The sequence below is a fragment of the Chitinimonas sp. genome (genome assembly GCF_041904975.1).
Taxonomy (GTDB): Bacteria; Pseudomonadota; Gammaproteobacteria; order Burkholderiales; family Chitinimonadaceae; genus Chitinimonas.
On record NZ_JAYRLZ010000344.1, the window covers coordinates 1 to 3,997 of the forward strand.

Genomic DNA, 3,997 nt, shown 5'->3' on the forward strand with positions numbered 1-3,997 from the left:
GCGGCCGGGGTTTCACGACGCGCAGCGAGTGGTGGGAATCGCCTTGTGTTTGGTAGCCGCGAGCCGCATCGCGACGCTCGCCATGGCTGGTCAACTCGACCCGTGCACAGCCCCGGGCGCGCAGCCAGTCTTCGCCGGCCGCCAGCAATGCGGCACCAATGCGCCGACCACGACAGCGCTCGTCCACCACCAAGCTGGCCACCCGCCCTTGACGGAGAACCTGATGGAAGCAATCCATCACATGCAGGCCAATGCAGCCGACAATCACGCCATCGCACTCGGCCACCAAGGTGCAATCCGTCGCACGATCGGCAAACAGCGCAATGCGCTCGGCCAGCTCGGCGGCCACGATGGCATAACCGAGCTGCACCAGCAGCGGCGCCAACGCGGCTTCATCGCCAGCGCGCACCGGGCGGATCGTCAAATCAGAATTCATATTGCGGGGGTCTTGATGGGGCCAGGGTCGTGCATTTTGCCTGTTTCATGGGCATTCGGCTAACCGGGGCCAGGTGATTTCCTTAACAGCTGCGCAATGGTGGCCGAAGCAGGCAGACAAGCGCGCCAAAACCGTCGATGTGCTTGGGTGGCTTTTTGTTTTGCCCAGCCTTGGCTTAGCCAGGATGCTTTTTCCGCCAGGCCTTGTACTGCTGGGATGCCAACAGGCCCGCGTAGTCGGCATCAGCTTGCAAGGTCTTGTGTGGAAAGCTGAGCTGGAAGCGGGTATTGATCAAGTCCATGGTATCGACAACATCCTGGTAACGCTGGGTGACCAGCGCAGCGCCAAGCAGGAAAAAATAGGACTGCTTGCGATCTGGCGTGAGCGCTACCACTTTGCGCATGGCGGCTACCGCCTCCTCGCCGCGGCCGGCTTCGGCCAGTATATTGCCGCGCAACAGCTCGTTTTCCTCATCCACCCCGACCTTGCCCTGTAAGGCGGCAATCGCTGCCAGCGCCTTGTCGTACTGCTTGGTCAGGAAATAATGATCGATCAGCATGAACTGCGCGCGCGCCTCACCGCCGTGATTACGCGCCAATTCTTCCAGTGCCTTGCGGTAATTCGGCGATTGCGCATCGATCTGCGCCAACAGGCCAATACGCATGATGGTGAAGTCGAAACTATTACGCAGCTGAGGCGGTAACTCATCGAACATCGCTACCGCTTTCTTCAGCTCTCGACTTTGCATGGCAGTCACCAAGCTCTTGAATTTGCTCAACAGTGCATCGTCAACCTCGTTGATGCCAAACAACGAAGCCAGAAGAGTCTTGTCTTGTATGGAGCTGGCCATCACTTGACGTATCAAGGCCGAAAAGCGCGAGCCTGACATCAGCTGCGACCAATCCACAATGCAGCCACTCTGATCTAGCTCAAACTCCAGGTAGTTGATGCCATCGCCGGGTGTCTTGCCTTCCATGCGCAGCATCACCAGTCCAGGCGCCGCCTTTTGGTCCACCAGTTGCATACCCGAGGCGGACACGGTTTTCAGCATTGAGCTGAAGCCTTTGCTCATGCCGGCGTCGAGACCCTTGGCGACGTCGTTCCGGAACTTGGTATTGAGCCGTAGATCTGCCAGCACGCGATCCTGGAATTTCTCCGTATCCATCAAAGCGGCTAGGGCATTGGCATCACTAGCCAACGCAGCCTTTTTGACGGCAGCAGCGCCGCGATTGCTTGCTTGACAGGCTGCATAGGCGGGGCTCAGCAGCAGGCAGCCCAGCAACAAGGTTGGTATCAGCTTCATAGGAATTCTTGCCTCTATCAAAAGATAAAGCGGCAGAATTGCCGCCGAATCGAACTGCGCGAATGTACGCCTCAATCAGACAATAGTCTCGACCACGCCGACCGTTTGTGAATCCTGCCAGCCACAAGCAAGTATCAAGCGAGGGGCGTAGCCGCTTTGGCCTTGATATGAGCAAAAAAGCGCTCGACCACGCGCAGCTCGCGGGTTCGCGTCATCGCCGGCAAGGCCTGCCAGATCTGTTTGCCATAGGGTTTGTCGATCAGGCGCGGGTCGGCGATCATCAGCACGCCGTGATCCTGCTCGTCGCGGATCAAGCGGCCGGCGCCCTGCTTGAGGGTGATGGCAGCGCGCGGCAGCTGGTATTCCATAAAGGCATTGCGGCCGGCCTTATTGATCTTGTCGATCCGCGCCGCCAGCACCGGATCGTCGGGCGGCGCGAAGGGCAGCTTGTAGATCACCACCAGCCGCAGCTGCTCGCCCTTGACGTCGATGCCCTCCCAGAAAGTCTGGCTGGCTACCAGAATCGCATGGGGCTGGCTACGGAAGCGATCGAGCAGCTCGGTGCGGGTGCCCTCGCCTTGCAGCAGCAGCGGGTAATCAAGGCCCATGGCTGGCAGGCGCGCCTTCAACAGTTCATGCGCCTCGCGCATCGCCCGCAGGCTGGTAAACAATAAGAAAGCATGGCCTTCCGACAATTTGAGTAGCGGCAAGGCCGCCTCGACGACCGCGCTGGTGTAATCGCGGCTATTCGGGTCGGGCAGACCCTGCGGCACATAGAACACCGCCTGCTGCTTGTAATTGAATGGCGACTCCCAGGCTGCCTGCTCTGCCTCCCACAGGCCCATTTCATGGGTGTAGTGCTTGAAATTGCCATTCATCGCCAGCGTGGCACTGGTAAATATCCACGCCCGCTCCTGATTCAGTTGCCGGGCAAACAAGCGGGCAATATCGAGCGGCGTGGCATTGAGTGAAAAGCCATGCGCGCTGACTTCCAGCCAGAACACCGCATCGATCTGGTTCAAGGCCTGTTTGCCGGCGTTTGCCGGCTTGGCTGCTGCTGACTCGCTAGCCCCCTGTTCCGCCGCTGGTGACGGCAGTGCGGCGACTGGCTGTACCGGCGCATCTGCCTCCTTGAGCGGCACCGGCACAAAGCCGGCCTGCCAGCGCTGCAACACCGCCAATTGCTCCTGTGCGCGGCGCCGGCACGCATCCAGCCCTTCGGAACGCTCGGCCTGATCCGCCAGCAGGTCGGCCAGCTTGCCCAGCGCGTCGGCCAGGGTGGCCAACGCTTCGATAAAGTCGAGCCGTTCGGCCAGTGCATGCTGCGGCAGTCGCACCGTTTCCTGGCCAAACACCAGGCGCAGATCGCGCACCGCTTTGTCGAGCGCCTGCGCCGCAGCAGGCAAGTGGACGAAATCGCGGGCGGCGCTCAGCGCTTCGGCACGGCTATCGCGCGCCAGCTCCAACAGCGCGCCCGATGCCACCGTTTCGCCGAAAAACAGGCTAGCCACCTCGGGCAGCTGGTGGGCTTCGTCGAAAATCACCGTATTGCAGCGCGGCAGCAATTCACCGGCGCCTTCGTCTTTCAGCCAGACATCGGCAAAGAACAGATGATGATTGACCACCACGACATCGGCCTCCAGCGCCTCGCGCCGCGCCTGCAGCACAAAGCAGTCCTGATGGTTGGGGCAGTCGGCGCCGAGGCAGTTGTCGCGGGTCGACACGGCGTGCTGCCACACCGGCGACGATTCCGGCACCTTGGCGCAGCCGGATTTATCGCCATCGCGGCTCACCGCGGCAAAGCGGACGATCTGCTGCAGCTGCGCCACATCTTCCTTGCGGGCAAAGCGGCCATCGCTGAGCGCCTGCTCAAGGTGGTAGCGGCATACATAGTTGGCGCGCCCCTTGAGCAGCGCGATGGTGACCGGCACCTTCAGCGCTGCACGCACCTTGGGCAGATCGCGGTGAAACAGCTGATCCTGCAAGGTCTTGGTACCGGTGGACACGATCACCTTGCCGCCCGACAGCAAGGCCGGCACCAGATAGGCATAGGTCTTGCCGGTGCCGGTACCGGCTTCGGCAATCAAGGGCTTTTTCGCCTCGATGGCCCGCGCTACTGCCTCGGCCATTTCCACCTGCTGGCGACGCGGCCGATAGCCGGGCATGGCCTGACTGAACAGGCCGCCTTCACGGAATACGTCGTCTAGGGTAGTCACAGGCAGGGAACCAAGGCTTGAGCGGGCGGCGCGATTCTAGCA

General features: G+C 61.2%; 3 protein-coding genes. All 3 read right to left on the bottom strand.

The genetic code is table 11. From position 1 onward, the window contains the following. Positions 1 to 436, bottom strand: a 436-nt coding sequence (locus ACE3OH_RS20435; protein ID WP_374357485.1) for a GNAT family N-acetyltransferase, incomplete at its 3' end; no start/stop codon positions are given. 175 nt (positions 437 to 611) lie between these two features. Beyond that, positions 612 to 1,739, bottom strand: a complete 1,128-nt coding sequence (locus tag ACE3OH_RS20440) for a tetratricopeptide repeat protein (protein WP_374357488.1) — start codon at positions 1,737 to 1,739, stop codon at positions 612 to 614. Between the two features lie 134 nt (positions 1,740 to 1,873). Then, a complete protein-coding gene (locus ACE3OH_RS20445; protein ID WP_374357491.1) occupies positions 1,874 to 3,955 on the bottom strand; it encodes an ATP-dependent DNA helicase in 2,082 nt (693 codons plus the stop codon). Positions 3,956 to 3,997: the final 42 nt, after the last annotated feature.

What these genes read in the sequence shown, in the direction of transcription:
- ACE3OH_RS20440 (WP_374357488.1), bottom strand. Translation starts at nt 1,739, where the DNA reads ATGAAGCTGATACCAACCTTGTTGCTGGGCTGCCTGCTGCTGAGCCCC.